This is a genomic window from Haloferax sp. KTX1, from assembly GCF_902410085.1.
In the GTDB taxonomy this organism is placed as follows: Archaea; Halobacteriota; Halobacteria; order Halobacteriales; family Haloferacaceae; genus Haloferax; species Haloferax massiliensis.
Genome location: NZ_CABPRH010000001.1, coordinates 94694 through 119916, shown reverse-complemented (window position 1 = coordinate 119916; position 25223 = coordinate 94694). Strand labels below are relative to the sequence as shown.

The following is a 25223-nucleotide window of genomic DNA, read 5'->3' as shown; positions in this document are numbered from 1 at the left end:
GCGCTTCGGAGGGGACCGAAAAATCAGTAGACGCTCACGTCGTCGAACCGGCCGTCGTAGGCGATGTGGCTCGGGTGCGTCGGCTCCATCCCCGAAAGCAGGAGTCGGTCGACCTTCCCCCACGAGTTCTCGTAGCCGAGGTGGGCGAACTCGGCCGCGCCGCGGAGCGCGTGGGAGACCCCGCGCCGGCGGACGACCCGGCGGTCTGCTCCCTCGCGGAGCGCGGCGACGAGGTCGGCCTCGGAGTCGATGTCGCGGTCGAACTCGGTCCACGCCTCGCCGACGCTCCCGTGGAGATGGGCGTAGGACGACGCGAACCCCGGCAGCCCCGTCTCGCGGGCGATGTCGCGGGCGCGGCGGTTGTCCCGCGGGAGGGCCTTCGTGTTGTACGTCTCGACGGCGTCGATGTCGTCGCGGCGGGCGGCCACGTCCTCGGCGGTGAGGCTCACCGTCAGGAACTCGGGGTGGGGGACGAGCGTCGCCGCGCCCTGCCGGTCGAACTCCGCGAACGCCCCGTCGAGGGTGATGAAGTCGGGGACGGGGTCGGAGAGGCCGACCGCGAGGACGTGTTTCCGGTCGCGCCACGACCCCGTGAACACCTCGCGGGCGGGGACGACGAGCAGGTCGTCGTCGGAAAAGCGCGCCGCGCGGGCGCGGACGTCGGGCAGGCGGACGAAGTGCGGCGCGTAGACGAGCACGTCGATGCCGCGGGCTTTCGCGCGAGAGACGACCCGCTCGTCGAGAATCTTCACGTGCATATCGACCCGCGTCGTCGTGGTCGCGCTCACACGATACGATCGGGCCAGCCACCAGTTAGTGGTTGCTATTTGTCGAACAGTCGGCTGTCGAAGAAACGGTTTTGTGGCTCACGGCCGTCGGAGAGAACATGTCCCGGTGGAAGTGCGGAATCGAAGGGTGTGACGGTCGGTTCGAAGACGTGGAAAGCGCGGTCATCCACCAGACGGTGGACCACGAGCGCCACGAGTGCAAGGTGTGCGGGACCGTCGTCCCGGAGGGCTACTTCGCGATTCGTCACGCCTTCGACGAGCACACCCGCGCCGAGTTCGTCCGCGCGTACGACGCCGATTCCTCGGCGGTCCGCATCCGCGAGGACGTGAAGGACGCCGTCGAGGCTGACGCTGACCTCAACAGCGTCGTCGAGACGCTCCGCGAGCAGGGCGCGCTGTAGGGTCACGCGAGACGGGCGGACCGGTCGCGGTGGGGCGCGACGCGGACCGCCGGTCGCCCGAGACGGCGCTCGTCGGGGACTGTCGGGGGACATGGGAGTCACCGGGGGGCGCACCGCTCGTCGCGCGCGCCGAGTCGAAACTGAGAGAGAAAGAACCCTCGTCGGGGCGGACGCTTACCGCTCTTCGGAGTCGAGGACGCGAATCTGGTCGCCGCGGACGGTGACCGGAATCGGGACCGTCGCCTCGTACAGTTCGACGGTGACCTGGTCTTTCGTCTCGTCGATGCGCTGGACGCGCGCCTTCTCGCCTTTGAACGGGCCGGCGATGAGTTCGACGATGTCGCCCTCCGCGATGCCCTCCACGTCCGGCGTCGGCGAGAGGAAGTGCTCGACTTCGGCCATGCTGGAGGTGCCGACCGCGCCGCCGCTCTCGACGAGGCCGCGGGCGTGGGGAATCTCTTCGAGGACGCGCGTGACGATGCCGTCGTCGTCGGCCTCGACCATCACGTAGCTCGTCAGCGAGTCGGGCGCGAGGACGGCGTGAATCTCGGCGAACTCCTTCGTCGCGATCATGTCCGCGACCGTCTGCTCCTGGCGAGCGGTGGTCTTGACGGCGAAGATGGGCATCTCAGACTCCTCCGGGGAGGAAGCTCATAATCGCGAAGATGATGAAACCGAGCAGTCCGACGAGGAAGATACCCGCGCCGGCGATTTTGGAGATCTGGGAGAACTCCTGCCACGACGGGGTGCTCGCGAGTTTCAACACGCGAACGTAGCTGTTCAGGTCGTACTTAACGTCCATGTTGCTGGGGCCTAAGGCGTCGGGCTTTTTCTATCTATTGATGCGCCGACGGGGCGGGCGGGCGCTCTCGAACGCATCGAATCCGGCGAATCCGGGGCAGCGCAACCGCTTGACGGCGGCGAGCGGGAAACGGGGCGCGGCGGGCGTCGAACCGTGCGGGCGCGGGTTCGAACGCGAGTTTCGCGCGGCCGACGGCGGTTCCGACGCCGACTACTCGACGTAGTCGATGTCTTCGAGGCGCTCTTCGGCCTGCGCCTGCATCTCGCCGTTGCGACCGTAAATCTGGGGCGACTCGACGCCGGTGACGACGATCATCGTCCGCATCATGCCTTCGAGTTCGTCGTCGACGGAGGTCCCCCAGATGATGCGCGCGTCGGGGTCGATGCGGTCGTAAATCTCCTCGACGACGCCCTCGGCTTCCTCGATGCTCATGTCGGAGCCGCCGGTGACGTTGACGAGCGCGGAGTTCGCGCCGGAGATGTCCACGTCGAGAAGCGGCGAGCGGAGGGCGGACTTGACGGACTCTTGGGCCTTGGACTCGGAGTCGGACTCGCCGAGACCGATCATGGCGACGCCGCCGCGCTCCATGACGGTCTTCACGTCGGCGAAGTCGAGGTTGACCAGTCCGGGCTTGGTGATGAGTTCGGTGATACCCTTGACCGAGCGCATCAGCACCTCGTCGGAGACCTTGAACGCCTGCCGGACGGGGAGTTTGCCCACGGCGTCGAGCAGGCGGTCGTTCGGGACGACGATGACCGTGTCAGAAACGTCGCGGAGCCGTTCGAGACCGGCCTCGGCGTTCGTTCGTCGCACCTCGCCTTCGGCCGTGAAGGGCGTCGTGACGATGGCGATGGTGAGCGCGCCCGACTCGCGGGCGGCCTTGGCGACCACGGGGGCCGAGCCGGTGCCGGTGCCGCCGCCGAGACCGGCGGTGACGAACACCATGTCGGAGCCCTCGATGGCGTCGTAAATCTCCTCTTGGGATTCGAGGGCGGCCTCCTCGCCGACCTGCGGGAGCGAGCCCGCGCCGCGGCCCTGGGTCTTCTGCTCGCCCATGAGAATCTTCGTGTCGGCCCCGATCTCCACGAGGTGTTGTACGTCGGTGTTGGCGGCGACGAGCTTCGCCCCCTTGATTCCCTCCTCGTGCATCCGGTTGACGGTGTTGCCGCCGGCACCGCCGCACCCGACGACCGTGATGTTGGTCTGGAGGTCTTTGAGAACCGCTTTCAGTTCGTCGTCGGTCATCGTCCCGGACCGGTTGATGTTGGCCGAGCCGTCGACCTGAGCCGACTCATCCCCCATGTCCTCGGCCTCGGCCTCGTCGATTGCGTCGCCCACGATAGAGTCCATATTTATGGAGACGGTTTACGGAGGACGACTAATTATCTTTCCCCCTCGCGTCAGACGTCCGTCCGACGAGCCGCGGATTCCTGCCGAATCGTGTCATGCGAACACGAGTCACAGACTGTCTCTCGGGCGGAAATCGGTCGTCTCCGCCTCGGCGGCGACCTACACGGCGAACTCGATGAGCCGCTCTTTCGACACGTCCTCGGGCGCGACGGTCTCGCCGTCGACTTCGACCGACTGCCCGGCCGAGAGCTTGCCGAACGCCGGCCCCTCGGGGACGCCGAACTCGCGTGCGGCGTCGGGGTCGAAGGCGCGCGTCGTGGCCGTGACCGCCCCGTTGTCGCGGACAACGGTGTCGTATTTCTCGCGCAGGACGTCGCAGAGCCGCGACACGAGTTCGTCGTAGCCGTCGCCCGCGACGGCGGCGCGGCCCACCGCGCGCGTTCCACCCTCGGTCGTGTGGAATGCGACGGTGGTCTCTCGGACGGCGGAGAGCGCGGCGTCGAGGTCGATGCCCTGCGCCTCGCCGAGCAGGCCGTCGGGGAGCGAGACGACCTCGTAGTCGTCGGCGTCGATTCGCGCGCCGAAGCGGAGACCCTCGTCGACGGTCGTGACCTCGGCTTCGAGGGCGGCGACGCGGTCGAGGGGAACGCCCGCGGTCTCGCGGACCCACGTCTCGGAGACGACACGGAACCCCTCGGCTTCGAGGGCGGCCGCGAGGTCGCCGCGGTCGCCGTCGACCAGCGCGAGGTCGGCCGCCGACGCCTCGAAGGCCCGGCGGAGCACGTCGCGGTTCTCCTCGGGCGCGCCCATCGCCTTGAGCTGCCAGTCGGCGGCGACGTGGCCGACGCGCCAGTCGGTGTCGCGGAGGACGCGCTCGAACCGCGGGGCGTAGTGGCCGCCGCCGAAGCCGACGAGCTGGCGGTCCGCGTCGGGCGAAACGCCCTCGATGTCGAGGACGGCCGCCGCGACCGCGCGGGCACCCTCGGGGTCGTCCCACTGTTCCTCGTCGCTTCCGAGTTCCACGAACATCGAGGGGACCGTCGGCTCGGTCGGGCCGTGGTGGGTCGCCTCGATGCCGACCTCGTAGTCGTCGGGCGCGCGGTCGCGGAGCGCCTCGACGACCGCGCGCTGGGCGTTGGGACACGCGCGGGCGAATCGGCCCGGCTCGCCGCCGTAGTCGGCGGGGCCGAAGTTCCCGGTGAAGTGCGCGGTCAGGAGCGCGCCGGTCTCGCCGGCGTGGCGAGAGACGAAGACGAGGAGGTCGAGGTCGGCGTCGAACGCGGCGGCGGGGTCGTCGAGGTCGATGTGCAGGGCGTCGAACTCGCGGAGTTCGAAGCCGTCGCGGGCGAAGACGGTGCCGCCGCCGTCGGCGTCGGGTCGGTCCCCGTCGGTCCGTTCGTCCCAGTCGGCGAGTTCGAGCAGGCGCTCGCCGATGTGTACCGATGCGCTGTCGGCGCGGCTGACGACGATTCCGATCACGATTCGAGGGTCGCCGAGGCCGGCGAAAAGGGCGTCGGAAGCGGCGAGGGGAGCCGGTCAGTCCTCGACCGCGGCCGGAACCTCGGTCGCGCCGTAGTCGCCGCGGACGCGTCGAATCGAGAGCTTGGCGACCGCCGCGAGTTGCTTGCGTCGCCGGACGAAAAGCGCCGTTCCGACGACCAGATAGACGACGGAGAAACCGACGAGCGAGGTCGGGCCGTCGAAGGTGACCGGGCCGAGTCCCGGAATCGGGAGCGTGAGCGCCAGTCCGGTGACGGAGTAGACGAACTGCGCCAAAAACAGGCCGAGCAGGGCGACCGCCTCGCGGAGGCTGATGGAGAACGTGACGAGGACGGCGATGGCGAAGTAGCTCTGGGCGGCCGTCAGCCAGAGTTCACCCATCTGGTGGGCGTCGAGCGGGAGCGGAGCGTAGGACCCGACAGAGAGGCTGTAGACGAGGACGAGCGTCCCGATGAGGAGCGTCCACTGGTTGAGCTTCGAGGAGATGAGCGCGTTGAAGCCGGCGGTCGACCGCGCCTTGTTGACGAGGTAGGCCACGACGATGAGTTCGGGGCTCTCGCTCGCCAGCGGCGCGACCCACTGAATCATCAGGAACGAGGGGATACCGACCGACTTCCCGAGGGCTTCGAGGCCGTGGGCGAACGGCTCGACCGCGGCGAGGATGACGACGCCCGAGAAGACGAACAGCGCGAGCGTCGTGGCGATGCGCTTCGGTTTCCGATACGACTGGAGGTACGCGGGGATGCCGATCTGCTCTTCGTCCTCGTGGGGCGAGTTCATCGCCACGAAGATGTACGTCACGTAGAGGCCGACGAGGACGAACATGTCGACCGCGCCGATGCCCGCCCCGAGCGGGACGAAGAAGGCGAACACGGTCGCGGCGAAGAGAAACAGAATCTCGGTGGCGATGCCGTGGTCGAGGTGGACCACGTCCGCGAGGAAGCCGGGGCGGGACTCGACCGCCTCGTCGCCGGTGTCGCGGGCGCGGTAGACGGTGAAAAGCGCGATTGCGGACCAGCCGATACCGATGAGGATGCGGTTCGCGCCGGTCATGTTGGCGACGGCGAGGCTCGCGGCCTCCGCCGACTCGGGCGAGCCGGGGTTGATGCCGGCCTCCCACGCGTAGAGCGCGTCCACCGCGTACTCCGGGGCGACCGCGAGCACCGCGAGGATGGCCAGCGCGAACGCCCGCGGCACGTCGGCCTCGGCGGTCTCGGCACCCCACGCGAGGAGGAACGAGGCACCGAGAACGGCGATGCCGCTGAGGGCGACGGTGACGCCCGTCCCGAGGCCAACGCCGAGCACCGTGTGCAGGCCCAGCCACGGGACCGTCAGGAGCGCGGCTCCGAACACCGCTGTCAGCGGGTGACTGAGTCGTCGTCCCATCGTGGCTACAAGAGCGAAGCCGAAGCCGGTAGCTCTTGTGTTTCGAACCCCGGGGAGACCGCGGACCGGGCGCGCGGCCGAACGCTCCCGTCAGCGACCGATCAGGGAAGGATGAGCCAGAAGAAGACGAGGTAGCCGCCGACGAGGAGACCGCCGTCGAGGCGGGACACGTTTCGGTTGCGGAGCATCAGCGCGATGACGCCGAAGGTGAACACGAGGAGCGCCGGGAAGTCCAGCGAGATGGTGCTCGCGGGGACGTTCACGGGGACCATGATAGCGAGGATGCCGAGGACGGCGACGACGTTGTAGATGTTCGAGCCGACGACGTTGCCGATGCTGAACTCCGACTCGCCGCGGACCGCGCTGATGACCGACGCCGCGAGTTCGGGCAGCGACGTGCCGAACGCGAGGACCGTCAGCCCGATGAACCGCGGCCCGAACCCGAAGGATTCGAGCAGTCCCTGTCCGCCCTGAATGAGCCAGTTCGAGCCGACGAACAAGAGGAGCAAGCCGAGACCGAGGTAGACCACGTCTCTGAGTTGCGCCGACACCTCGTCTTCGTCCTCGATGTCGATTTCGTCCGTGCCGAGGGCGTCGGCCTTCGCCGACCGCGCGCGGTACAGCAGGTAGCCCGTGAACGCGACGAGGATGAGCAGGAGGACGCCGCCGTCGACGGCGCTGAGATTCCCGTCCATCCCGAGCGCGACGAGCGCGACCGCCGCGGCGATCATGAACGGGACGTGTCGGCGGAGCGTCGTCGTCGAGACGCCCATCGGTTGGATGAGCGCCGAGATGCCGAGGACGAGACCGATGTTGGCGATGTTCGAGCCGACGATAGCGCCGAGTCCGAGGTCGGAGCTGTAGCCCAACCCGCTCAGCACCGCGACGAAGAGTTCGGGGGTCGTCGTCGCGAAGGCGACGATGGTCACACCGACGATAGCTGCCCGGAGACCGAGGCCGATAGCGAGTCGAGAGGCCCCCTCGACGAGGGCTTCGGCCCCGAGGTAGAGCGCGACGATACCCGCCACGAGGAGCGCGGTATCGAAGGAAAGCAGGGTTGCGAGTGCCGACATACGCGGGAGTAGACCGACGGGACACCAAAAGAGCGCCGGTACACCGCAAGCCCGCGACGACCGACGCGGGAGCGCGAGACGGGGCGAACCCGCCGCGACGGCGGCCGTCGGGTCCCGGCGGAATCCGACGCGGGCGGGCGAGTTATATCGCCGGCAGGACACCACCCGCCCATGCAAGTGTACGGTCTCGTCGGCAACCCGGTCGGCCACTCGCTGTCGCCGCCGATGCACGAGGCGGCCTACGGGGAAACCGGCCTCGACGCCCGATACGTCACGTTCGAACCCGCCCGCGACGACATCGCGGCGGCCGTCGGCGGCGCGGACGCCCTCGGAATCTCGGGGCTGAACGTCACCATCCCGTTCAAACAGGACGTGCTCGAACTGGTCGACCCCGACCCGCTGGCCGAGCGAATCGGCGCGGTCAACACCATCGACTTCGGCGCGGCGACGCCGACGGGGTACAACACCGACGCGGCGGGCGTCACGCGGTCGTTCGACCGCCACGGCGTCGACCTCGACGGAGCGGACGCCGTGGTCGTCGGTGCCGGCGGGGCGGGTCGCGCCGCCGCGTTCGCCCTCGCGGACGCCGGCGCGTCGGTCCACGTCGCCAACCGGACCGCCGAGAGCGCGGTCGAACTCGCCGCGGCCGTCCCCGGCGCGACCGGCGGCGGACTCGACACGCTCGACCGGATTCGGGGGGCGGACGCCCTCGTCAACGCGACGAGCGTCGGGATGGAGTCGCCCGAGGAGACGCCCGTCCCCGCGGAGTACCTCCACGGCGGCCTCGCCGTGCTCGACGCGGTCTACACCCCGCTTGAGACTCGACTCCTCCGCGAGGCGGCCGCGGCCGGCGCGACCACCATCGACGGCGCGTGGATGCTCCTCCTGCAGGGCGTCGAAGCGTTCGAGCTGTGGACCGGCCGCGACGCGCCCGTCGAGGCGATGAACGCCGCGCTCCGGAACCACCTCGAAAGCGACTGAGGCCGCTGGTTTTTAAATAACGGGATTGCATAGGAGAAGGTAACATGGGCTTGCTCGACACTATTTCGTCGTTCTTGAAATCCCTCGTTGGTGGCAACTCGTCGTCCTCCTCGAAGGAGGGACGTGACGACACGGCGACGGTTACGGTCGAACGCGACACCAGAACCGAACGCGAGGAACCGAACGTCGAGACCGAGGCCGCGGTGAAGGAACCGGTCGACGAGACGGAGCAGACCGACGAGGAAGCCGACGGTGCGGTCGAACCCGAGGCCGACGCCGAGTCCCGAGCGGACGACGAGGACGCCCGTGACGACGCCGAAGCGGCGGCCGACGCCATCGAGGAAGCCGAACCGGACGACCAAGCGGAGACCGAAGCTGAACCAGAACCCGAGACCGAGACGGAAGCCGCGGACGCTGTGGCCGAAGACGAGGCCGAGGCCGAGGACGAGGGCGAATCCGACGAGCTCGGTGAGGTCGAAACGGAGGCATCCGACGAGGCCGAAACGGAAGAATCCGACGAGGCGGAGTCCGAAGACGGGGCCGAGGTCGAGTCGGACGCCGAAGACGAAGGCGTGGACGCCGACACCGAAGGTGAATCCGAAACGGACGCCGAAGATGAAGGCGACGAGCCGACCGCCGACGCGACGACCGTCGACATGATTCGCGGTATCGGCCCGGCGTACGCCGAGCGCCTCTCGGAGATCGGTATCGAAACCACCGCGGACCTCGCCGCGGCCGACGCCGACGAGGTCGGCGATAAAATCGACGTGTCGCCGAAGCGCGTCCAGCGCTGGATCGACCGCGCCGGCGAGGCGTAACCGACGCGCGTCCGGGAGCGACCGAGACGGCTGTTCTCACAACGGCGGTCGCTTCCGACACCTCACAGACGCGTCGCGAAACCGTTTACCCGGCGGACGGACTGGTGTGGGTAATGACCGCACCGACCGTCGTCACCGACCGCGACGACTTTCGCGCGACCGCCGCGGTCGCGTCCGCCGGCGCGCGCGTCCCCGTCGAGGCCCGCGTCGCCGTCTCGGACCCCTTCGACGCCTATCGACGCGCCCGCCGAAACGTCGGCGGCTTCTTCTACGAGACGACCGGCGGGCAACCCGGCTGGGGTGCCTTCGGCGTCGACCCCGCGGAGCGCCTGACCGTCGACGACCCCACCGCCGACGACCCGACTGGCGGCGACTGGGGCGAACCGGGCCACGACACCGCGCCCAGCCTCGCGGCGCTCGAATCACTCGTCGACGCGGAGACGCTCGTCCGCGGCGACTGCGACGTGCCGTACCCCTGCGGCCTGTTCGGCTGGCTCTCGTACGACGCGGCTCGCGAACTCGAATCCCTCCCCGGGCACACGACCGACGACCGGGGACTGCCGCACCTGCAACTCGGCCTGTACGACCTCGTGGCGTCGTGGGAGGAACCCCGGCCCGACGACGGCGAGACGACGCTCCGCGTCACCTGCTGTCCCGTCGTCGAAGACGGCGCGGACCTCGACGCCGTCTACGACGAGGCGCGGGGACGGGCGACCGACCTCGCCGTCGAAGCGGTCGAGGGCGACTCCGAACCCGTCTCCGCGCCCGTCGAGGCCGACGAGGCGACGTTCGCAAGCGCCCCCGGCCGCGAGGCGTTCGCAGACCGCGTCCGCGCCGCGAAGCGGTACGTCCGCGACGGCGACACGTTTCAGGCGAACCTCTCGCAGCGACTCGTCGCGCCTGCCGCGGTACATCCCGTAGACGCCTACGCGGCGCTCCGACAGGTCAACCCCGCGCCGTACTCGGGCCTGCTCGAACTCCCCGGCGTCGACCTCGTGAGCGCCAGCCCCGAACTCCTCCTGCGCGTCGAGGGCGACCGCCTCGTCACCGAACCCATCGCCGGCACCCGCCCGCGGGGGGCGACGCCCGAGGAAGACGACGCGCTGGAGGCCGACCTGACGACCGACGAGAAGGAGCGCGCCGAACACGCGATGCTCGTCGACCTCGAACGCAACGACCTCGGGAAGGTCTCCGAATACGGCTCGGTCGAGGTGACGGAGTACCGCCGAGTCGACCGCTACTCGGAGGTGATGCACCTCGTCTCGCTGGTCGAGGGGTCCCGTCGCGAGGGGACCAGCCTCGCCGACGCCGTCGCCGCGGTGTTCCCCGGCGGGACCATCACGGGCGCGCCGAAGCCCCGGACGATGGAGATTATCGACGAACTCGAAGCCACCCGGCGCGGCCCCTACACCGGGAGCATGTTCGCCGTCGGCTTCGACGACCGCGCCGTGCTGAACATCGTCATCCGGACGCTCGTCCGCTTCGGAGACGAGTACCATCTCCGCGTGGGCGCGGGCATCGTCCACGATTCGGACCCCGAAGACGAGTACGACGAGACGCTGGCGAAGGCGCGGGCGCTCGTCACCGCCATCGACGAGGCGCTCGGCGAGCGCGCGGACATGGCCGTGGGGGCCGAGCGATGACGCGCATCCTCGTCGTCGACAACTACGACTCCTTCGCTTACAACCTCGTGCAGTACGTCGGCGAAGCGGTCGCCGAGGCGCGTGACGAAAACGCGAATGGAAGCGGTTCAGACGCTTCGAACGACGTGCTCGTCTACCGCAACGACGCGGTCTCGGCCGACGATATCCGCGACATCGACCCCGACGGTATCGTCGTCTCGCCCGGCCCCGGAACCCCCGCTGAGGCCGGCGTCTCGGTCCCGGTCTTCCGCGACCTCGACTACCCGACGCTCGGCGTCTGCCTCGGCCACCAGTCGCTCTGTGCCGCCCTCGGAGGCCCCGTCGGCCACGCACCCCACGTCGTCCACGGGAAGCCCTCGCTGGTCGAACACGACGGCACGGGCGTCTTTTCGGGGCTTCCCGACCGAATCGAAGTCGGCCGCTATCACTCGCTCGCGGTCGAACGCGGCGACGTACCCCCCGAGTTGGCGGTGACGGCCCACACGGTCGCCGAAAGTGCTGAAGGCGGCGACGCAGACGCCGATGAACCGGCGGTCGTGATGGGCGTCCGCCACCGCGAAAAGCCCCACATCGGCGTACAGTTCCACCCGGAGAGCATCCTCACCGACTCGGGGAAGGACATCGTTCGGAACTTCGTCGCGCTTGCCGCGGGCGACGGCCCGGCGGCCGACGCGTGGGAGGGAGAGCGATGAGCGACGACGTGGATTCGGACGACCCCGCGTTGCGCTACCACGTCGACGGCGACCTCGTCCCCGCCGAGTCGGCGTCGATTCCGGTCACGGACCGCGGCTTCCTCTACGGCGACGCGGCCTTCGAGACCCTCCGCGCCTACGGCGGCGAGGTGTTCCACTGGGACGCCCACGCCGACCGACTCGCCGAGACGTGCGACGCGCTCGGGATGGATCACGGGCTGTCCGACGCCGACCTGCGGGCGCGAATCGACGAGACGCTCGCGGCGAACGACCTCGACGAGGCGTACGTCAGGCTCTCGGTCACCCGCGGCAGTCAGGGCGGCCGCCTCACGCCGGCCGAGGCGGTCGACCCCCGCGTCGTCGTCATCGTGGAACCGCTCGCCCGCGGCGGCCGCGGCTCCGACCCCGTGTGGGACGGCCCCGCGTCGGTCCAGACCGTCAAGACCCGGCGCGTCCCCGACCGGTCGCTCCCCGCGCGGGCGAAGACGCACAACTACCTCAACGGCATCCTCGCGCGCGTCGAACTCCGGGTCACCGGCGCGGACGAGGCGCTCATGCTCGACGCCGACGGCTACGTCACCGAGGGCGCGACGAGCAACCTCTTTTTCGTCGACGACGACGCGCTCTGCACGCCGAGTCTCGACGGCCCGGTCCTCCCGGGCATCACCCGCCGCGTCGTCCTCGACCTCGCCCGACAGGAAGACATCCCGGTTCGGGAGCGGCGCTTCACGCCCGACGACGTGCGCGACGCGAACGAGGCGTTCCTCACGAACTCGACGTGGGAACTCCGACCCGTCGAGACGGTCGACGGCATCGAGGTCGGCGACGGCCCGGTGACGAACCTCCTCTCGCGGCTCTACGACGACTACGTGGAGCGACGCCACTACGGCGGCGACAGCGGCGACGACGGCGACAGCGGCGACGACGAGAACTGAGCCGCGCCGCCGCGCTCGCCGTCAGAACTCGACGTTCGAACTCGAACTCCGGTCGGCGGGGTCGGTCTCGATTTCGCCCTGCCCGACGTAGTCGAACTCGTCGTCAGAGAGGAAGACGTGGTCGCCGTCGACCGTGATGTCGAGGTCGTCGAGCACCGCGCCCTCGCAGGGGCCGTAGTTGCAGTAGCCCGTGTCGGCCTCGAAGTACGCGCCGTGGTTCTGGCAGATGACCTCGCCGTTTCGCATCGGCGCGCCCGACCCCTTGTCGAGTTTGATGTGCGTCAGGTGCATGCAGTAGTTCAGCCACCCTCGGATGCCGTCGTCGGTGCGCACGAGGATGGCCTCGCGCTCCTCGGCGTCGTCTTCGTCGGCCGCGCGGACGCGAAAGAGAAAGGTCGTGTCGTCGGGCACGTCGCCGACCGCGCAGATTCGTTCGAGGTCGCTCATTGTGCTCTCGTTGGGTCGGGGTCGAAAATCTCCTTCGGAAGCGGTCAGTACGGTCCCGCGTCCGAGCCGCGCGACGAGTGACCACGGACCCACAGCAACCACCCGGCATGCAGGAGGACAGCCACGCCGGCGACACACAGCGGCGCAGCGATGAACAGCGCGATTGCGACGGCTGCACCCGGTGGCAACGGCGCGTCCGACGAACGGTCTACGACGACGAACGGAACGACCGGTGCCGCGAGTGCCGAGAGCGTTTCGACCGTCCGAAAGACGCCGTGGACGAAGTTCTCTCGGCCGTCAAGCACGCCGGTTTTTCGACGCCGAAGCAGTCGCCACGCGTCGCCGAGGGCGTGCGCGACGAGAAGAACCCAAAGCGCCATGAGCGAGAACAGGGCAGGTCCCCACAACCACCCGACTCCAGACGGTGCGGAGAGCCCCGTCTCCGAGAACAGGACGAAGGGAACCACGCCCAACGCGAGAAACAGGCTGGCGAGGACGACTTCGACGGCGGAAACGCGAGGAAACGAGACGAGGCGTGTTACAGCGGGCATGGGTGGCGTAAAGCGGCAGGGTCGATACAGGAGGTTACGAAGGTAGCTGAATAAGTTTTGTCGGCGAAGTAGAACGTGCCCCAGACGCCCCGCTTGGGGTGTAGTTTTCAGGAGAATAGCGGGAGGTAGATTTGAACCACGGTCGCTGACGCTCCCCGGTTCAACTCTACTGAGCTATGTGGCCGACCTCGTGGGTCGCGCCGAGCCGAGACTCGGCGCTTAGGAGTTGAGGTCAGCAAAACCATAGCGGGAGGTAGATTTGAACTACCGATCTCCGGGTTATGAGCCCGGCGGAATCTCCTGGCTATCCCATCCCGCTGAATCAACAAACGAGTCTGCTATTGTTAAGACTTCTGTTTCGGGAGCCGTGTGTCAATTTTCACCGTGAGTCGCGCTGACTCGAACGGGTCGCGATGCGCCACGTGAACAGGCTTTCTGCGACGTAGTTCAGGAGCATCGACGCGCCGATAGCGAGGGGCAGCGGGATGAGTTCCCAGAGGTCGATACCGGCGACCGGAATCGACAGCGGAACCTCGCCCAGCGCCCGGACGACGAGCACCTGCACGAGGAGGCCGCCGCTCCTGACGAGATTCGACTTCACGAAGCGCCGGACCTTCGCGGTGAGCAGGTCCGAGCCGGCCCCCGCGAACGTCCAGCGGTCGTTGATGACGAACATGACGACGATGGCGAGTTCCGCGCCCGCGAGCTTCGCGAGTTCGTTGGCGACGCCGAAGAAGACGATGAGGAGGCTGCTCAGAGAGAGGTCGAACACCGCGCCGACCGCGCCCACGGAGGCGAACTTGCCGAACCGGACACCGGAAGCGAGTTCCGACAGGCGGTCAGTCATCCGTGACCTCCGCCGCGAACCGCTCGACGAGGCTCCGCTCGTCGGTCCGGGCGTCGAGGAGTTCGTGGAGGCGGTCCTCGCGAATCGTCCGGGCGCGGTGGCGCGACCGGAGCAGGCCGCGGGCCATCTTGACCGTCGTGTCGACCGGCGAGACCGTCGAGTCCGGCTGGTCCTCCCAGACGACCGGCACCTCGGTCACGCGGTGACCGAACGCGCCCGCGACGGCGATGAGTTCGATGTCCCACGCGAACCCCGACTCGTACAGGTGGGTCCGAACGTCGCTCCACGCCGCGGCGGTGACGGCCTTCGCGCCGCACTGGTAGTCGTACAGCGGGACCTCGGTCAGGTGGCGGGCCAGCCACGCGAAGCCGTCGCCGAGGTAGCGCCGCGCGACCGTCTGGTGGGAGGCGACGGTCGCGTTCGGGTGCCGGCGCGACCCCACGGCGAGGTCGGCACCGTCGCGGGCGGCGGCGACGACGTCGGCCATCGACGCGGCCGGCGTGCTCCCGTCGGCGTCGGCGAACGCGAGGACGTCCGTGCCGAGCGACTCGAATCCGGCGGTGATAGCCGCGCCCTTGCCGCGGCGGGCGTCGACGGCGTTCACGCGGGCGACGGCGGGGAGGGCGTCGAGGGCGTCGAGCGTCTCGGGCCGCGGCGCGTCGAGTTCGACGCGGACCGTATCGGGGTCCAGCGCCTCGACGAGGGCGTGGACGTAGGGGACCAGACGCTCGGGGTCGGGTCGATACGCGGGGACCACCACCCCGACAGACTGCGACATGCACGACCATTCACTCAATGGGGTAAAAAGCGAACCGCTCTGGGGCGCGCCGACCATCACAAAACGTATTGCATCCGCGGCGCAGTCATCGGACAGATGGAGTACGCCCTCGTCGTCCGGTGGTTGCTGCTGTTCGCGGCCCTCTGGGCGGTCGGTCTTCCCCTCTCGACCCGGCTGTTCCGCCGCCTGCCCGGTCGCGGTGCCGGACTCGCCCTCCCCGTCTCGCTCGTCGTCTTGACCCTCCCGGCGTACTACGTCGGCCACCTCTCGTTCGGGCCCGCCGCCCTCGTCGCCGGCGTCGGGACGCTCCTCGTCGCCTCGGCGGTCGCGGGACTCGACCTCGGCGCGCTCCGCCGCGGCGACTTCCGACTCGCGCCCGCCCTCGAAATCGACCGACGGGCCGTCGCAGACGCGGCCGCGGTGTTCCTCGTCGCCTTCCTGTTCGCCGTGGCGCTCCGGGCGCTCGACCCGGCGGTCCACGCCGGCGGCGGCGAGAAGTTCCTCGACTTCGGCCTCCTCCAGTCGCTCGCCCGCGCGTCGGTCCTCCCGCCGGAGGACATGTGGTTCGCCGGCGAACCGGTCCGCTACTACTACGGCGGCCACCTCGTGTCGATTCTCCTCGCGCGACTCACCGCCACCGACCCGTCGTTCGCCTACAACCTCGCGCTCGCCGGCTTCTTCGGCCTCCTCGTCACCGCGGCGTTCGAACTCGGACGGGGCGTCGCGACCGCCGCGGGCGCGAACGGCCGGCTCGGCGGCCTGCTCTCGGCGTTCTTCGTCGGCTTCGCCAGCAACCTCGTCACCGCGGGGCGGTTCGCCCTCGTCGCGCTCCCCGAGGGGTTACGCCGGCCCGTCGCGGAGGCCGTCGCCGAACGCTCGCGATACACCGTCTCGCAGGTGCTCGCCGGGACCGCGGAGTTCTCGTACTGGAACGCGAGCCGCGTGATTCCGGACACCATCAACGAGTTTCCGCTTTTCGCGTGGCTCAACGGCGACCTCCACGCCCACATGCTGGGCACGCCGTTTCTGCTCCTCGCGGCCGGCCTCGCCTTCGCGTACTTCCGGACGCCGGAGGAGGCGGTCGGCGAGCGCCGACTCCTCGTCGCCGCGACGACGCTCGTCGGCGCGCTGCAGGTCGTCGTCGACACGTGGAGCTTCCCCTCGGTGTTCGGCGTGTTCTTCCTCGGGATGGTGTTCGCACCCGCGCGCCCGTGGACGTTGTTCCCGGGTCGAGAGCGCGTTCGCTCGGCCGTCGGCGACTCGGCGGTCGCGGGTGAACTCGCCCGCCTCGGCGGCACGGTCGCGGCGGTCGGTCTCGCCGGCGTCGCCGCCGCCGTCCTCGCGAGTCCGTTCCTCCTCGGCGCGGTCGCCGGCGGCGGGAGCGCCCGGACGGTCGAGCTTCTGTCGCCCGACCAGCGAAGCGGGTTCGGCGCGCTGGCGCTCGTCCACGGGGCGTTCCTCGCGGCGTTCGCGGTCTACTACGTCGGTCGTCTCGGGGCGCAAGACGGACTCGGCGGCCGCGAGTGGGCCGCGCTCCTCGGGAGCGTCGCGGCGCTGACCGTCGTCGCGGCCGCGCAGTCGTTCGCCGCGCTCGCGCTCGTCGCCCCCCTCGTCGCCGTCGGGTGGGTGCTCCTCCGGTTCGCCGACGACCCGCGGTTCGAGACGGTGCTCGTCGTCGCCGGCGCGGGCCTCGTGACGCTCGTCGAACTCGTCTACGTGAACGAGCAGGCCGGTCCCGGCCGGATGAACACGGTGTTCAAGACGTACATGCAGGTCTGGGTGATCTGGGGGAGCGCGATGGGTGCCGTGCTGGCGGGATTCGTCGGCGACGCGGTCGCCGCGGGCGACGTGTCGCTTCCGAGGGTCGACCTCGGCGTCCGCGGGGGCGCGGTCCGAGTCGCCGGCGTCGCCGTCGTCGTCCTCCTCGTCGCCTCCACGTCGGTGTACGGCGGACTGGCCGTCGCCGACCACGCGAACTCCCCCCGGGAGGAGACGACGCTGGACGCGACGGCCTTCGCGGAGTGGCGGCACGGAAACGAGTCGGCGGCCATCACGTGGCTCGACGAGACCGTCGAGGGCAACCCCACGATGCTCACCGCGCCGGGGACGACGTGGTCCGAGACGGTGACGGACGAGCGCGAGAGCGTCATGTACGGCTGGCGCGGGAACCCCGAATCGAGCCTGACGGGCGTTCCGACGGTCGCCGGCTGGGCGCACGAAGTCGGCTACCGCGGCCCCGACGCGTACTACGGTCGCGTGCGCGACGTGGACGCGATGTACGTCGGAAACGAGTCGACGCGAGCGCGGCTCATCGAGCAGTACGACGTGCAGTACGTGTGGGTCGGGCCGGGCGAGCGCGCCCGCTACGGGGAGATAGAGACGGACGTGGCGTGGCTGACGCCGGTCCACCAGTCGGGGTCGGTCGTAGTCTACGAGGTAGAAGAAGCGAGACTACCTTAGGCCGCGCCGCGCTCGCGGACGACTTCGACCGCCTCGGCGTCGACGCCCTCGGTTTCCAGCCAGTGCGGGACGAACTCGCGCTTTTCGAACGCCTCGCGCTCGTCTTCCGTACCGGCGGTACACCACAGTTGGACGCGGTCGGGACCGTGCCAGTCGCCCTGTCGGTCGATCGAAAACAGGACGTACTCCTCGCCGTCGTACTCGATGACGCCGTCGCGCCGAACGCCGGGGTCGCCGTGGATGATGAGCTTCTTCATGTGCCGGGATTGGCACAGTCACCGCTTAATCGCTTCGGCTTCGGGCGTGGGCCGTGTGCCGGGAGTTCCGCGGGCGGTGTTGTCACCGTGGACTGCCCACACGTGACACGCCGAACGCCCGGTCGCGGCGGGTTCAGGGGCCGCGGCGAACCAAACGGGTTTTAACGGGCCACACCAAAACCCACCACAAGGTCGATATCTATGCAGATGCCACGCCGTTTCAACACGTACTGCCCGAACTGCAAGGGACACCACGAACACGAAGTGGAGAAGGTCCGGAAGGGACGCCCGACCGGCATGAAGTGGAACGCCCGTCAGACGCGACGCGGCAAGGCCACTATCGGTAACGCCGGTAAGTTCTCCAAGGTCCCCGGTGGCGACAAGCCGACGAAGAAGACCCACCTGAAGTACATCTGCTCCGACTGTGGCAAGGCCCACATGCGCGAGGGCTGGCGCGCCGGTCGTCTGGAGTTCCAGGAGTAAATCATGGCAGGAAACTTCTACAAGGTCGCGTGCAGCGACTGCGAGAACGAACAGGTCGTCTTCGGAAAGGCCTCCTCGGTCGTCAACTGCGCCGTCTGCGGGACGACCCTCGCCACGCCGACCGGCGGCAACGCCGAGTTCCACGGCGAGGTCGTCGAGACGGTCGAGCGTCGCGACAGCGACGAACTTGAGGCGTAACTCCCCGGAGGACCTCGCATGAAGTACAGCGGATGGCCTGACCCCGGCGAACTCGTCGTCGGAAAGGTAGACGACATCGCGGACTTCGGCGTCTTCGTCGACCTCGAAGAGTACGAGGACAAACGCGGCCTCTGCCACATCAGCGAGGTCGCCAGCGGATGGATCAAGAACGTCCGCGACCACGTCCGCGAGGGACAGACAGTCGTCGCTAAAGTGCTCGAAGTCAACGAGAGCTCCCAGCAGATCGACCTCTCGATAAAGGACGTCAACGAGCACCAGCGCAAAGAGAAGATTCAGGAGTGGAAAAACGAGCAGAAGGCCGACAAGTGGATGGCGCTGGCGTTCGGCGAGGACATCGCCGACGACCGCTACCAGTCCATCGCCAACGCCCTGCTCGCCGAGTTCGAGTCGCTCTACGACGGCTTCGAGCAGGCCGCGATTCACGGCATCGAGGCGCTCGAAGGCGTCGAACTCGACGACGACGAACTCGAAGCCATCGTCGAGACCGCGCGTCAGAACGTGTCGGTTCCCTACGTCAACGTCACCGGCTACGTCGACCTGCGCTCGCCCGCGGGCGACGGCGTCGACGACGTGAAGGAAGCCCTGAAGGCCGCCGAGGGCGACGGCGAAATCGGCGACGAAATCGAACTGTCGGTCACGTACGTCGGCGCGCCCGAGTACCGCGTCAAGGTCAAAGCGCCCGACTACAAGACCGCCGAGACCGAGCTCGAATCGAGCGTCGCTCGCGCCCGCGAAGTCATCGAGGCCGCGGGCGGAACCGCGGAGTACCACCGCGAACGCAGCGGCGACGAAGAGTAATCGCATGAAATCTGACATCCGGGCGTGCAGCGCGTGGCGCGACCGCCACGACCGCCCGGTGTACTCGCTTTCTGAGACCTGTCCGGAGTGCGGCGCACCCACGGAGAACAGCGCGCCCGCGCCCTACAACCCCGAAGACCCCTACGGCGAGTACCGCCGCGCGCGGAAGCGCCGCCTCGCCGAGGAGTCAGAGTAGCCGCCTGCGTCTTCGGCTACCGACGCTCTCTTAACCGGCGCGTCCGCCACTACGTGCATGGACGACATCGAAATCGAGGCTGTCGAGGAGGTCGACCTCGCCGATCCCGTGCTCATCGAGGGGTTACCGGGCGTCGGCAACGTCGGCAAACTCGCCGTCGAGCACCTGCTGGAGGAGTTCGAGGAGGCCACGCTGGTCCGCCGCGTCTACGCCGACGTGTTCCCGCCGCAGGTGACCATCGACGAGGGCGTCGCCGAGCTGACCCACGTCGCGATTCACGCCGTCGAGACGCCCGGCGAAGGGCCGGACCTCCTCCTCCTCACGGGCGACCACCAGGCCCAGTCCAACGAGGGGCACTACCACCTCACCGACGCCTTCCTCGACATCGCCGAGGAATTCGGCGTCGAGCGCCTGTTCGCGCTGGGCGGCGTCCCGACCGGCGAACTCGTCGACGAGCCGTCGGTCCTCGGGGCCGTCGCCGACGAATCCCGCCTCGACGAACTCGAAGCAGCCGGCATCGAGTTCCGCGAGGACGAGCCGGCCGGCGGCGTCGTCGGCGTCTCCGGGCTGCTTCTCGGCCTCGGCGGTCGCCGCGGCCTCGACGCGACCTGCCTGATGGGCGAGACGAGCGGCTACCTCGTCGACCCCCAGAGCGCGCAGGTCGTCATCGAGGTCCTGCAGGACCTCCTCGACTTCAGCGTCGACTTCGAGTCGCTCGAAGAGCGCGCGGAGGAGATGAAGGAGGTCGCCGCGAAGATTCAGGAGATGCAACAGCAACAGCAGGGAACTATCGCCAGCGACGACGACCTCCGGTACATCGGCTGAGGCCCCACCGTCGCGGGCCGTCGAATCTCGACCCGTCTCGTCTCGCACCGTCTCGTTTTCGAACTGGAGTTTCAGGCTTCGATGATGTCGTCGTCTGCGAACTCCGGGACGACGACCTCGCCGTCGAGCGACTGCACCGCGCGGCCGCCGACGCGAATCTCCGCGCCGACCCGCACGCGGACGGTTCCCGGCCGGTCCACGAAGTGGCCCTGTTCGATGCGGAGTTCGTCGGGCACGGAGTCGAACGCGCCGACCTGCCGGAGGTACGCGCCGCACGCGCCGGCGGCGGTGCCGGTCGCCGGGTCCTCGGAGATGCCGATGCCGGGCGCGAAACACCGCGCGTGGAGCGTGGAGTCGCCGTCGATGGCGTCGAAGGTGTAGGCGTAGACGCCCGCCGCGTCGTGTTCGGCGGCGAGGTCGGCGATGGCGGCGTCGTCCGGGTCCGCACCCGAGAGGTGTTCGAGGAAGTTGACCGGGACGACGAGGAAGGGAAGCCCCGTGGAGGCGACTGCCACGGGGAGGTCCGCGCCCACGTCGCGGAGGGCGGCGTCGTCGACGCCGAGCGCCGCCGCGAGGCGGTCGTAGTCGAGTTCGAGCGGGCGCACCGTCGGCGCGTCCTGCGTCATCCATACCTCGCCGAGGTCGCCGAGTTCGATGTCGAGGGTGCCGACGTTGGTCTCCAGCGTGTGCGTGCCCGGTTCGAGTTCGCGCTCGGCCGCGAGGTGGGCGTGGGCCGCGATAGTCGCGTGGCCGCAGAGGTCGACTTCCTGTTGCGGCGTGAAATAGCGGATGCGGCGGTCCGCGGCGGCCGACGAGCAGACGAACGCCGTCTCGCTCGCGCCGAGTTCGGCGGCGACGGCGCGCATCTGTTCCGCGTCGAGGCCGTCGGCGTCGGGGACGACGCCGGCCGCGTTGCCGGACAGCGGTTCGGTCGTGAAAGCGTCGACGAGGAGGGCGCGTCGGCTATCCATGGAAAGGCGCACTGCACGGCGAGGTATCAAACCAGCGGGTCGACGGTCGGGTCGTATGAGAAGGGAGGAGGGCGATACGAGCGGGCGCGGGCCGGGCGCGAGTTGGTCGGCCGCGACCGATTCACGCGCGGGTCCACCGGACGCGGCCGCTCGTTTGAGCCGCGCCGTCGCCCTGCATCACTTCGCGCATGTTCATACAGCTGGGACACCCGACGACCTCGTCCATGTCGTTGCCGAAGACGCGGACGAAGTCGCGGGAGACGAACTCACCACAGTTACCACACGTGTGCATTCTGGTTCACCTACAAATCCGCATACTCCGGCGCTCGATATAACTATGTCCTTTGTTAACATGTGTTAATATCTGCCTGAACGGGAGGTTCTCCGGTTAGTCGCCGAATAACCCCGGTTCGAGCGGTTTGGCACGCCGACACACGGGCGAGGCGAGTCGTACAGATTAAAGGGCGTCAGGCGCGGCAGTACGCACGGTGAACAGAAGCTATGGGCGACCTCCCCGACGAGTTTAACTGTACTATCACGAACTGGGAGTACATCTACGGCCTCTGCCGCGACGTCTCGGACGAGGTCAAGACATCCGAGTTCGAACCCGACGTCATCGTCGCGTTGGCCCGCGGCGGCTGGTTCGCGGGCCGGTGTATCTGTGACTTCCTCGGGCTGGACGACCTGACGAGCCTGAAGATGGAACACTACGTCGGGACGGCCCAGAAATCGAACGAGCCGGAGGTCCGCTACCCGATGCCGGAAGGCAGCGTCGAGGGCAAGGACGTGCTCATCATCGACGACATCGCCGACACCGGCGGCTCCATCAAGCGCGCACACGAGTACGTCAACGAGCGCAACGCGGGCGAGGTCCGGACCGCGACGCTCCAACTCCTCCAGACCAGCGAGTTCGAACCCGACTACGTCGGCGAGCGCCTCGAAGCGTGGGCGTGGGTCGTCTACCCGTGGAACTTCATCGAGGACATGATCGACCTCACCTCGAGCGTCATGGCGAAGGCCGACGACGACACGTTCGAACTCGAAGACGTCCGCCACTACCTCGCGGAGTTCCACGACGTGGACCGCATCGAGATGGAGATCGCCCAACCCGACCGGATGCCGGAAGTCATGTCCGAGATGGAGCGCCGCGGCTACGTCGAATCCACCGGTGACGGTGCGTGGCGACTCCTCGAAAACGACGGCGTCGGGGCCTGAGCGCGACGGGGTTGGTTCGCCCGACGTTCTTCGACTGCTCCGACCGTCGGTTTCATCTCTCTGGCTCTGTTGGAATCCGCAGCCGCTGATAGGTTGCTGAGGCCGTGCTGAATACAGCGCGCGAATCTATCGCATTCTCTGTATCAGTAATCTCGCTACGAGAACTATCGCTAATCCGATTAACAGCCAGAATACGACCGATGCAACGATTCCAAGCCCGCCGGGTGATGTTGGAAATGAGGAGGGCATACCAAATAATAAGATACTCAATTGATAAACTCACTCTCTATATGTAGCACACAACATCTATCAGATCCTGAGGATTTCAACAGAGTCACCTCTCCATCCGCCCGCGTACGACCGTCGTCCGGACTCGCCCGAAGCGAAACGTTCGTTTGCGTGACGCTCGTCGGCACGCGCATGTCGCTGTTTTCTATCTTCGTCAGCGCGCTCTTGCCGATTCTCGCCATCGGCGCGGTCGGCTTTCTCCTCGGGCGCGTCCGCGACGTTGACCCCGAGCCACTCAACACGGTCACGGTGTACGTCCTCGCGCCGGTCCTCGTGTTCTACAGCCTCGCGACGACCGAACTCGCCGGCGAGACGCTGGCGACCATCACCGCCGGCGTCGTCGCCTACCACGTCGCCATGCTCCTCGTCGCGGGCGGCGTCGCCCGTCTCGCCGGCGTCTCCGAACCCCTGCTCGGCGCGCTCGTCCTCGTCGCCGCCTTTCCGAACTCCGGGAACTACGGCATCCCGGTCAGCTCCTTCGCCTTCGGCGACACCGGCCGGTCGACGGCCGTCGTCTACCTCGCCGTCCAGAGCGTCCTCATCTACACGCTGGGCGTGTACATCGCCGGGAGGGGGACCGACCGCGACGGCGGCGCGCCGGGCTGGCGCGTCGGCCTCGAACGCATCGTCCGCATCCCGCTCGTCTACGCCGTCGTCGCCGCGCTCGCGGCCCGCTGGCTCGGCGTCGTCCCGCCGACGGGCGTCCCCGCGATGGAGACGCTGCGGCTCGTCGGCGACTCGTCGATTCCGATGATGCTCCTCATCCTCGGCATCCAACTCGCGGGGGCCGACCTCGGCTCGACGCTCTCGGAGGTCGGCGTCGTCGCCGCGCTCAAAATCGTCGTCGCGCCCGCGGTCGCCGTCGGCGTCGCGCTCGTCGCCGGCTTCGGCGACCCGACGGTCGCGCGGACGTTCGTCCTCGAATCCGCGATGCCCGCCGCGGTCACGCCGCTCATCCTCGTCGCGGAGTTCGGCGATGCCACCGGAACCGGCTCTGCGACCTCGCTCGCCGAGTTCGTCTCCGCGGCCGTCTTCGCGACGACGCTTCTCAGCGTGCCCGCGCTTTCTGTGCTCATCTACCTCCTGAACCGCGGCTTCGTGGTGTAGCGCCCGTTTCGCCACGATTTTGTGCGCCCTCCTCGACCTTCGGGTATGAAAATCGGATTCATCGGTGGCAGCGGTATCTACGAGGCGCTCCCGCTGGAGAACACCCGCGAGGAACCCGTCGAGACGCCGTTCGGCGAACCCTCGACGACGCCCGTCGTCGGCGAGTTCGGCGACACCGGCCGCGAGGTCGTCTTCCTCCCGCGACACGGCCCGGACCACCAGCACTCGCCGACGACGCTCCCCTACCGCGCGAACATCTTCGCGCTCAAGAAACTCGGCGTCACCCACGTCCTCGCCAGCAACGCCGTCGGCAGTCTCAAAGAGGACCTGCCGCCCCAGACGCTCGTCGTCCCCGACCAGATTTACGACCGCACGAAACACCGCCCGCTGACGTTCTTCGACGAGGGCATCGTCGTCCACCAGCCCTTCGCGATGCCGTACGACGAGGAGCTCGTCTCCATCCTCGCCGAGGCCGCCGCGGAGGCGACCGACGCGCAGGTCCAAGAGGGCGGCACCTACGTCTGCATCGAGGGCCCGTCGTACTCCACGAAGGCCGAAAGCGAGCACTACCGCGCGCAGGGCTGGGACGTCATCGGCATGACGACCATCCCGGAAGCCAAACTCGCCCGCGAGGCCGAGATGGCCTACGCGACCATCACCGGCGTCACCGACTACGACGTCTGGAAGGAAGACAGCGAAGTCACGCTCGACGAGGTGCTGAAGAACGCCGCGGCCAACGAGGAGGCCATCAAGGAGACCGTCGAGGCCGCCATCCGCAAGATTCCCGACGGCCACGAGACCGACAGCCACGCCGCGCTCGAAGGGACCATCAATACCCCCGACGACGCCATCCCCGCCGAGACGAAAGCGAAGCTCGCGCCGCTCATCGACCAGTACGTCGACTGAACCGGCCTCAGTTCAGTCGTTCAGTTCCGCGGATTCTGCCGAATCGCTCTCCTGCTCCGCAACCTCGCGTTCGCCGCGGGCCGCCTCGTCGGTCGGCGAGAACTCGACCGCGTGACAGCGCGCGCAGTACTCGTTTTCGCCGCGGTCAGTCGTCGCGAGCGGGACGCCCGCGGCGACGAACTGCGTGCTGAACTCCCGGACGACGCCGCTGTCGTCTGACTCGCCGCAGACGACGCACTCGCGGACCGACCGCGGCGACGTGACCACCTCGCGGACGCGGCCGAACGCGGTCGGACTGTACGAGACGTAGCCGGGGATGTAGCAGTGCAGCCAGAAAATCGGGAAGAAACACAGCACCGCCAACGGCCAGATGACCGACTGAGGGAACAAGATAGCCGACGTAATCACTGCGAACATCACTGACGTGACGAGCGAGAACGCGACCGTCAAGCGCCGGAGCGTGCTGGAGAGCAGGGTCGGGTGGGGCACGTCCGAGAGTGACGACG

The 25223-nt window shown here is 68.5% G+C and carries 30 protein-coding genes and 1 tRNA gene; 15 read left to right on the top strand and 16 right to left on the bottom strand.

The genetic code is table 11. The features are described 5' to 3' along the window. Positions 1 to 23 precede the first annotated feature (23 nt). Complete coding sequence (locus FY251_RS00605) at positions 24 to 788, bottom strand: PHP-associated domain-containing protein (RefSeq protein WP_187367307.1); 765 nt, start codon at positions 786 to 788, stop codon at positions 24 to 26. A 98-nt stretch (positions 789 to 886) separates the two neighbouring features. Between FY251_RS00605 and FY251_RS00600 the strand changes: the two genes are divergently transcribed. Continuing rightward, positions 887 to 1189 carry a hypothetical protein gene (locus FY251_RS00600; RefSeq protein WP_007274363.1) on the top strand — a complete coding sequence of 101 codons (303 nt, stop codon included), beginning with the start codon at positions 887 to 889 and terminating at the stop codon, positions 1187 to 1189. Between the two features lie 174 nt (positions 1190 to 1363). Here the strand turns inward: FY251_RS00600 and FY251_RS00595 are convergent, their stop codons facing one another. From FY251_RS00595 to FY251_RS00565, 6 genes are all read right to left on the bottom strand, one after another. Then, positions 1364 to 1816, bottom strand: coding sequence for a transcription elongation factor Spt5 (locus FY251_RS00595; RefSeq protein WP_004970097.1), 453 nt, complete (start codon positions 1814 to 1816; stop codon positions 1364 to 1366). Position 1817: 1 nt separating this feature from the next. Next, entirely contained in the window at positions 1818 to 1991 is a 174-nt protein-coding gene (locus FY251_RS00590) for a protein translocase SEC61 complex subunit gamma (protein WP_089779053.1), read from the bottom strand. A 210-nt stretch (positions 1992 to 2201) separates the two neighbouring features. Further along, a complete protein-coding gene (gene ftsZ, locus FY251_RS00580; RefSeq protein WP_089779057.1) occupies positions 2202 to 3341 on the bottom strand; it encodes a cell division protein FtsZ in 1140 nt (379 codons plus the stop codon). A gap of 159 nt (positions 3342 to 3500) precedes the next feature. Continuing rightward, positions 3501 to 4820, bottom strand: a complete 1320-nt coding sequence (locus FY251_RS00575) for a D-aminoacyl-tRNA deacylase (protein ID WP_148413001.1) — start codon at positions 4818 to 4820, stop codon at positions 3501 to 3503. 57 nt (positions 4821 to 4877) lie between these two features. Further along, positions 4878 to 6194, bottom strand: a complete 1317-nt coding sequence (locus FY251_RS00570) for a sodium:calcium antiporter (protein WP_148413578.1) — start codon at positions 6192 to 6194, stop codon at positions 4878 to 4880. 134 nt (positions 6195 to 6328) lie between these two features. After that, positions 6329 to 7300, bottom strand: coding sequence for a calcium/sodium antiporter (locus FY251_RS00565; RefSeq protein ID WP_148413000.1), 972 nt, complete (start codon positions 7298 to 7300; stop codon positions 6329 to 6331). 171 nt (positions 7301 to 7471) lie between these two features. Between FY251_RS00565 and FY251_RS00560 the strand changes: the two genes are divergently transcribed. The 5 genes from FY251_RS00560 to FY251_RS00540 all read left to right on the top strand — a co-directional run bounded on the left by FY251_RS00560 (position 7472) and on the right by FY251_RS00540 (position 12369). Then, positions 7472 to 8281, top strand: coding sequence for a shikimate dehydrogenase (locus FY251_RS00560; RefSeq protein ID WP_148412999.1), 810 nt, complete (start codon positions 7472 to 7474; stop codon positions 8279 to 8281). A 44-nt stretch (positions 8282 to 8325) separates the two neighbouring features. After that, entirely contained in the window at positions 8326 to 9099 is a 774-nt protein-coding gene (locus tag FY251_RS00555) for a helix-hairpin-helix domain-containing protein (RefSeq protein ID WP_148412998.1), read from the top strand. Between the two features lie 113 nt (positions 9100 to 9212). Next, positions 9213 to 10742, top strand: a complete 1530-nt coding sequence (gene pabB / locus FY251_RS00550; RefSeq protein ID WP_148412997.1) for an aminodeoxychorismate synthase, component I — start codon at positions 9213 to 9215, stop codon at positions 10740 to 10742. Further along, complete coding sequence (locus FY251_RS00545; protein WP_148412996.1) at positions 10739 to 11434, top strand: aminodeoxychorismate/anthranilate synthase component II; 696 nt, start codon at positions 10739 to 10741, stop codon at positions 11432 to 11434. Before pabB ends, FY251_RS00545 begins: the two co-directional genes overlap by 4 nt. Then, on the top strand, positions 11431 to 12369 hold the full coding sequence (locus FY251_RS00540; protein ID WP_148412995.1) for an aminotransferase class IV: 939 nt from the start codon (positions 11431 to 11433) through the stop codon (positions 12367 to 12369). Before FY251_RS00545 ends, FY251_RS00540 begins: the two co-directional genes overlap by 4 nt. A gap of 21 nt (positions 12370 to 12390) precedes the next feature. Here the strand turns inward: FY251_RS00540 and FY251_RS00535 are convergent, their stop codons facing one another. From FY251_RS00535 to FY251_RS00515, 5 genes are all read right to left on the bottom strand, one after another. After that, positions 12391 to 12816, bottom strand: a complete 426-nt coding sequence (locus FY251_RS00535; protein ID WP_148412994.1) for a Rieske 2Fe-2S domain-containing protein — start codon at positions 12814 to 12816, stop codon at positions 12391 to 12393. A gap of 44 nt (positions 12817 to 12860) precedes the next feature. Then, positions 12861 to 13367 (bottom strand): hypothetical protein, encoded by a 507-nt coding sequence (locus FY251_RS00530; RefSeq protein WP_148412993.1) that lies wholly within the window; start codon positions 13365 to 13367, stop codon positions 12861 to 12863. A 244-nt stretch (positions 13368 to 13611) separates the two neighbouring features. Further along, positions 13612 to 13686: transfer RNA gene (locus FY251_RS00525), tRNA-Met, on the bottom strand. 60 nt (positions 13687 to 13746) lie between these two features. Then, the gene (locus FY251_RS00520; protein ID WP_148412992.1) at positions 13747 to 14214 is read right to left on the bottom strand and encodes a GtrA family protein; all 468 of its coding nucleotides are present in this window, start codon (positions 14212 to 14214) and stop codon (positions 13747 to 13749) included. Then, positions 14207 to 14992 carry a glycosyltransferase gene (locus FY251_RS00515; RefSeq protein ID WP_148412991.1) on the bottom strand — a complete coding sequence of 262 codons (786 nt, stop codon included), beginning with the start codon at positions 14990 to 14992 and terminating at the stop codon, positions 14207 to 14209. The genes FY251_RS00520 and FY251_RS00515 overlap by 8 nt, the downstream gene beginning before the upstream one ends. A 96-nt stretch (positions 14993 to 15088) precedes the next feature. Here FY251_RS00515 and FY251_RS00510 point away from each other — a divergent pair, with 96 nt between their 5' ends. Then, the gene (locus tag FY251_RS00510; protein WP_148412990.1) at positions 15089 to 17452 is read left to right on the top strand and encodes a DUF2298 domain-containing protein; all 2364 of its coding nucleotides are present in this window, start codon (positions 15089 to 15091) and stop codon (positions 17450 to 17452) included. On the opposite strand, the gene FY251_RS00505 is transcribed toward FY251_RS00510, so the two are convergent. Next, entirely contained in the window at positions 17449 to 17709 is a 261-nt protein-coding gene (locus tag FY251_RS00505) for an HAH_0734 family protein (protein WP_148412989.1), read from the bottom strand. The two genes, FY251_RS00510 and FY251_RS00505, sit on opposite strands and share 4 nt — an antisense overlap. A 201-nt stretch (positions 17710 to 17910) precedes the next feature. Between FY251_RS00505 and FY251_RS00500 the strand changes: the two genes are divergently transcribed. The 5 genes from FY251_RS00500 to FY251_RS00480 are packed head-to-tail and all read left to right on the top strand — an operon-like array spanning position 17911 to position 20230. Next, entirely contained in the window at positions 17911 to 18192 is a 282-nt protein-coding gene (locus tag FY251_RS00500; protein WP_004972860.1) for a 50S ribosomal protein L44e, read from the top strand. Positions 18193 to 18195: 3 nt separating this feature from the next. Next, the gene (locus tag FY251_RS00495) at positions 18196 to 18390 is read left to right on the top strand and encodes a 30S ribosomal protein S27e (RefSeq protein ID WP_004044235.1); all 195 of its coding nucleotides are present in this window, start codon (positions 18196 to 18198) and stop codon (positions 18388 to 18390) included. Positions 18391 to 18408: 18 nt separating this feature from the next. Further along, on the top strand, positions 18409 to 19209 hold the full coding sequence (locus FY251_RS00490) for a translation initiation factor IF-2 subunit alpha (RefSeq protein ID WP_148412988.1): 801 nt from the start codon (positions 18409 to 18411) through the stop codon (positions 19207 to 19209). Between the two features lie 4 nt (positions 19210 to 19213). Next, positions 19214 to 19405, top strand: coding sequence for an RNA-protein complex protein Nop10 (locus FY251_RS00485; protein WP_148412987.1), 192 nt, complete (start codon positions 19214 to 19216; stop codon positions 19403 to 19405). Between the two features lie 57 nt (positions 19406 to 19462). Beyond that, positions 19463 to 20230, top strand: a complete 768-nt coding sequence (locus FY251_RS00480; RefSeq protein ID WP_148412986.1) for a proteasome assembly chaperone family protein — start codon at positions 19463 to 19465, stop codon at positions 20228 to 20230. Between the two features lie 71 nt (positions 20231 to 20301). On the opposite strand, the gene FY251_RS00475 is transcribed toward FY251_RS00480, so the two are convergent. Both FY251_RS00475 and FY251_RS22340 read right to left on the bottom strand, forming a co-directional pair. Continuing rightward, positions 20302 to 21201 (bottom strand): PhzF family phenazine biosynthesis protein, encoded by a 900-nt coding sequence (locus tag FY251_RS00475; RefSeq protein ID WP_148412985.1) that lies wholly within the window; start codon positions 21199 to 21201, stop codon positions 20302 to 20304. A gap of 121 nt (positions 21202 to 21322) precedes the next feature. Next, the gene (locus tag FY251_RS22340) at positions 21323 to 21493 is read right to left on the bottom strand and encodes a hypothetical protein (RefSeq protein ID WP_187367306.1); all 171 of its coding nucleotides are present in this window, start codon (positions 21491 to 21493) and stop codon (positions 21323 to 21325) included. Positions 21494 to 21702: 209 nt separating this feature from the next. On the opposite strand from FY251_RS22340, the gene FY251_RS00470 reads away from it, so the two are divergent. The 3 genes from FY251_RS00470 (at position 21703) to mtnP (ending at position 24717) form a co-directional block, all read left to right on the top strand. Continuing rightward, a complete protein-coding gene (locus tag FY251_RS00470; protein WP_148412984.1) occupies positions 21703 to 22416 on the top strand; it encodes a phosphoribosyltransferase in 714 nt (237 codons plus the stop codon). A gap of 399 nt (positions 22417 to 22815) precedes the next feature. Next, a complete protein-coding gene (locus tag FY251_RS00465) occupies positions 22816 to 23811 on the top strand; it encodes an AEC family transporter (RefSeq protein WP_148412983.1) in 996 nt (331 codons plus the stop codon). A 45-nt stretch (positions 23812 to 23856) separates the two neighbouring features. Then, positions 23857 to 24717, top strand: a complete 861-nt coding sequence (mtnP, locus tag FY251_RS00460) for an S-methyl-5'-thioadenosine phosphorylase (RefSeq protein ID WP_148412982.1) — start codon at positions 23857 to 23859, stop codon at positions 24715 to 24717. Between the two features lie 12 nt (positions 24718 to 24729). Here mtnP and FY251_RS00455 read toward each other — a convergent pair whose 3' ends face one another. Then, a complete protein-coding gene (locus FY251_RS00455) occupies positions 24730 to 25206 on the bottom strand; it encodes a hypothetical protein (RefSeq protein WP_148412981.1) in 477 nt (158 codons plus the stop codon). Positions 25207 to 25223: the final 17 nt, after the last annotated feature.